5 protein-coding genes are annotated in these 4,036 nt (G+C 45.0%); 4 read left to right on the forward strand and 1 reads right to left on the reverse strand.

From position 1 onward, the window contains the following. Positions 1-14: 14 nt before the first annotated feature. Positions 15-509 carry a C-phycoerythrin subunit alpha gene (gene cpeA, locus LYNGBM3L_RS12175; protein ID WP_044492874.1) on the forward strand — a complete coding sequence of 165 codons (495 nt, stop codon included), beginning with the start codon at positions 15-17 and terminating at the stop codon, positions 507-509. A 197-nt stretch (positions 510-706) separates the two neighbouring features. Here the strand turns inward: cpeA and LYNGBM3L_RS35385 are convergent, their stop codons facing one another. Beyond that, complete coding sequence (locus tag LYNGBM3L_RS35385; RefSeq protein WP_008183154.1) at positions 707-937, reverse strand: hypothetical protein; 231 nt, start codon at positions 935-937, stop codon at positions 707-709. Between the two features lie 51 nt (positions 938-988). Here LYNGBM3L_RS35385 and cpeY point away from each other — a divergent pair, with 51 nt between their 5' ends. From cpeY to LYNGBM3L_RS49775, 3 genes are all read left to right on the forward strand, one after another. Then, positions 989-2,272 (forward strand): C-phycoerythrin alpha-cysteine-82 phycoerythrobilin lyase CpeY, encoded by a 1,284-nt coding sequence (gene cpeY / locus LYNGBM3L_RS12185; RefSeq protein WP_008183156.1) that lies wholly within the window; start codon positions 989-991, stop codon positions 2,270-2,272. A 544-nt stretch (positions 2,273-2,816) separates the two neighbouring features. Next, positions 2,817-3,665 carry a Uma2 family endonuclease gene (locus tag LYNGBM3L_RS12190; protein WP_008183157.1) on the forward strand — a complete coding sequence of 283 codons (849 nt, stop codon included), beginning with the start codon at positions 2,817-2,819 and terminating at the stop codon, positions 3,663-3,665. Between the two features lie 207 nt (positions 3,666-3,872). Continuing rightward, positions 3,873-4,036: bilin-binding protein (locus LYNGBM3L_RS49775; RefSeq protein ID WP_044492877.1), on the forward strand; the 164-nt coding region annotated here is incomplete at its 3' end.

Here is a 4,036-nt window from a genome sequence, read left to right on the forward strand (position 1 = left end):
GGAGATATATAAAAATGAAATCAGTTATAAGCACAGTTGTTACTGCTGCCGATGCTGCAGGTCGTTTTCCTAGCAGCTCTGACCTTGAGTCCGTTCAAGGTAGCCTACAACGGGCTGCTGCTCGTATGGAAGCTGCTGAAAAGCTAGCAGAAGGCATTGATAAAGTAACCAAAGAAGCTGGTGATGCTTGCTTTAAGAAGTATCCTTACCTGAAAGAGTCTGGTGAAGCTGGGGATTCTCAAGTCAAGATTGACAAGTGCTACCGCGATCTTGGTCACTACCTACGCTTGATCAACTACTGCTTAGTTGTTGGTGGTACTGGTCCTCTAGATGAGTGGGGTATTGCTGGTCAGCGTGAAGTTTACCGTTCTTTGAACCTACCTACTGCTCCTTATGTAGCAGCTCTTGAGTTCACTCGCGATCGCGGTTGTGCTCCTCGTGACATGTCTGCTCAAGCTTTAGTTGAGTACAAAGCTTACCTCGACTATGTAATCAACTCCCTGTCCTAAGGAGATCACGGTGAAAATCCGTCGCTGATTGACTAACATTTCGATCAGTACCTGGGGACTCTTAGTACGTTGCTTTGCCTGGATTGGTTGAGTACCGTCAAAGAGTCCCCTAATTGTTTTGGGGGGTTAGGGGGGTAAAACTAACTGTAAGCTACGCGAACAGCTATCAGCTATCAGCCGTCAGGTTATTATTTTATTCAAAAGTACCTCAAGTAGCGTGGCCAAAAGCCCAAAGCGGATAGCTGATGGCCAAAAGCCCAAAGCTGATAGCTGATGGCTGATAGCTGATGGCTGATGGCCAAAAGCCCAAAGCGGATAGCTAATGGCTGATAGCTGATGGCTGATAGCTGATGGCTGAGAGCTGATGGCTGAGAGCTGATGGCTGAGAGCTGATGGCTGATGGCTGATAGCTCAATGCTTACAACCAACTAAACTTAGTAAATCCTATTGTTAATTCCTAAATCACGACTAAATCACTGATGGATAAACGTTTTGCCAATATATTTAATTTGACCGAAGATCAAGCGATCACACTTTTAAAGACCCCCTTAGACCAGCTGGAAGACCAATCTGATCGCTATCTGGCTGCATCCCATTTAATTAACTTTCCCAGCGAGCAGTCAATCAATGCCCTGATGGAAACGGTGCAAGAACAAAATTCAGAAATGTACCATCGTATCGCTCGACGCAAGGCAGTGGAAAGTTTAGGTCGTCTGAAAGCCTCTGTAGCCCTACCCATCATTCGGTCATGTCTAGGGGATGAGGATTGTTACACGGTGGAAAATGCTGTCTGGGCAATTGGGGAAATTGGCACTCAAGATCCCGAAATTCTCGAAGAAATAGCCCAGTTACTAGAAAAACCAGGTCAGACTTATCGGGTGATTATCCAAACTTTGGCCGCACTGGACTATAAACCAGCCCTTGACAAGATTAAGACCTTTACTAAATCCGATAATGAACCCATAGCCAGTGCTGCGATCGCAACGGTTTGTCGGTTCACAGGGGATACCACCGAAATGCACAAGGTGATGGCATTCCTGCAACACTCTAGTGTCAATGCCCGACGAGCCTGTATTCAAGACCTGATTGATGCCCGATACTACCAAGCAATTCCTAAAATTGCCACCTGTCCCATTTCCATGGTCTTCCGAATACGAGGAATTCGCCTCTTGGCAGAGGCTGGGTTGCCAGCCGGTGATATCACCTTTGAGGATATCGAACCATCACTGGATCAAGTGATTCGTGATCATCCTGATCACCTAGAGCTGGTTCATGAATATGACCAAATGCCCACTTTAGAATTCTTGATTAACGAGCTATACCACACAGATTTTGGGCGATGTTATCTAGGCAGTAAAACTCTGCTCAAGTTGTCCCCAGACGCTGTTGCTGAAGCGCTACTTGCTACCTATGCTGACAAAGCCCATAACGATTATGGTGCTCACTACCATGTTGTCAAACTTTTAGGCTGGCTGAAATACGCCGATGCGTACGATTTGATAGTGGAAGCCCTACACAATAAAGCACCCCAGTTTCAGAAATCCCGTGCTGGTGCTGCTATTGCTTTGGGGAATTTAGGGGATGAACGGGCAATTCCCTTACTCCAAAACAGCCTCAATACCAAGATTTTTGACTTGAAATATGCCAGTTTAATGGCATTAGAGCAGTTAGGGGATACCAGTAGTGGTCAAGATCTGGCAGCTAATGATTCAGATTGGTTGATTCGGGAGAAAGCAGTTACTAAAGCAATTGCTAGTCATTAGCCATTAGGATTAGTCATTAGGTAAGCTATCAGCTATCAGCTATCAGCTATCAGCTTATGGGCAAGCTACACCGAACAGCTTTTGAATAAGCGATGCAGTCGGCCAAAGGGGGTTTCCCCCACTCGCGCTTGGGATCAAGACAACAGGTAAGCATTCGAATAATGCTGAGTTAAGTTGGCATGATAGCTTACCGCTAACGTCACATCAAGTAGCGTGCGCGTAGCGCATATGCTTAGATGGGCAAATCCCCAGACTTTCAATTCGAGAAAATCTCGAACTATTAAATTCTACCGTTTGCGCATTGCGCATAGGGGCACGCTACTTGAGGTGCGCACCCTACGCGAACGAGGTTTATTTTAAGCATGATAGCTGACGGCTGACAGCTGACGGCTGACAGCTGACGTCATTAGTAACCTTGGAAGAGCATCTTTAGTGTACTAAGCACTATTACCATGCTCTAATAATTGGTAATTGCGATCGGCTATCAAACTAGAGCAGCCAGAATAATATATAGAATCATCACCGCAATAGTCTAGGCCAGATCATGACTGAGATAGTACCTCGAGTCAAATTACCTCCTCCCTTCCCTGACCACACCCAGCTACCGGAGTCAGATGGAACATTTGTGAAAAACTTTCAAGAGCATCCCCAAAGCATAATTCTAACGGATTCGATGGGAGAGATCTTACAACAGCGACATCCTGATGGACAATATGCCATTGGGCAAGACTGTGGTATCTACTGGCGAGAAACTGACCCACCTGAAAAAGGAGCCGAAGCGCCTGATTGGTTCTATGTGCCCAATGTCCCTCCTCAGCTAGATGGTAAAATTCGTCGCTCCTATGTGGTGTGGCGGGAACATATAGCACCATTAATTGCATTAGAATTCGCCAGTGGCAATGGCGAGGAAGAACGGGACAAAACCCCATTATCCCTCTCGACTCAAGGAGAAGTAACTAAGCCAGGGAAGTTTTGGGTGTATGAGCAAATTATCCGAATTCCCTACTATGGTATTTATCAAATAAACAACGGCTCTCTTGAAGTCTATACCTTGATCAGTGGGTTTTATCAGAAATTAACCCCTAATGAACGAGGGCATTATTCTATTTCACCGTTGGGTGTAGAACTAGGCTTATGGCAAGGAAGTTATCAGAATCAAACTCAACTATGGCTAAGGTGGTGGGATGAACAAGGAAATCTGTTGTTGATTGGTGATGAACGAGCTTTACTAGAAAGGGAAAGAGCTGAACAAGAGCGACAACGTGCTGAAGAAGCAGAGTCTATAGTGGAGCAGGAGCGCCAACGAACTCAAGCTGCTTTAGCAAGAGCGGCTCGGTTGGCTGAGCAGCTACGAGCAGCAGGTATTGACCCTGATCTTGACGATACTGTTTAGCACTTAACCAAACACTTAAAAGATTATTGATACAAAAGTATACAATTAGACCGCTAGACGGAAATTTTTGTAATGTTTTGTTGCTTTGTTTCTCATAAATGGGACTAGAGTGTCAAACAGCTTTTATCGTCTAAATTGGTTAGTCAATTCATGAACGACAAGACCAATAATTTTAATTAAGTCCTTGTTATTGATAAGGAGATTTTAATGCTAGACGCTTTTTCAAAAGCCGTAGTTGCTGCCGATGCCAAAGGTGGATTTGTTGGCGGTGGTGATTTAGATGCTCTAAAGGGATTTATTGCTGATGGCAACAAGCGCCTTGATGCTGTGAATTTTATCTCCAGCAATGCTAGCTGTATCGTTACTGATGC

The sequence above is a fragment of the Moorena producens 3L genome (assembly GCF_000211815.1).
Taxonomy (GTDB): Bacteria; Cyanobacteriota; Cyanobacteriia; order Cyanobacteriales; family Coleofasciculaceae; genus Moorena; species Moorena producens.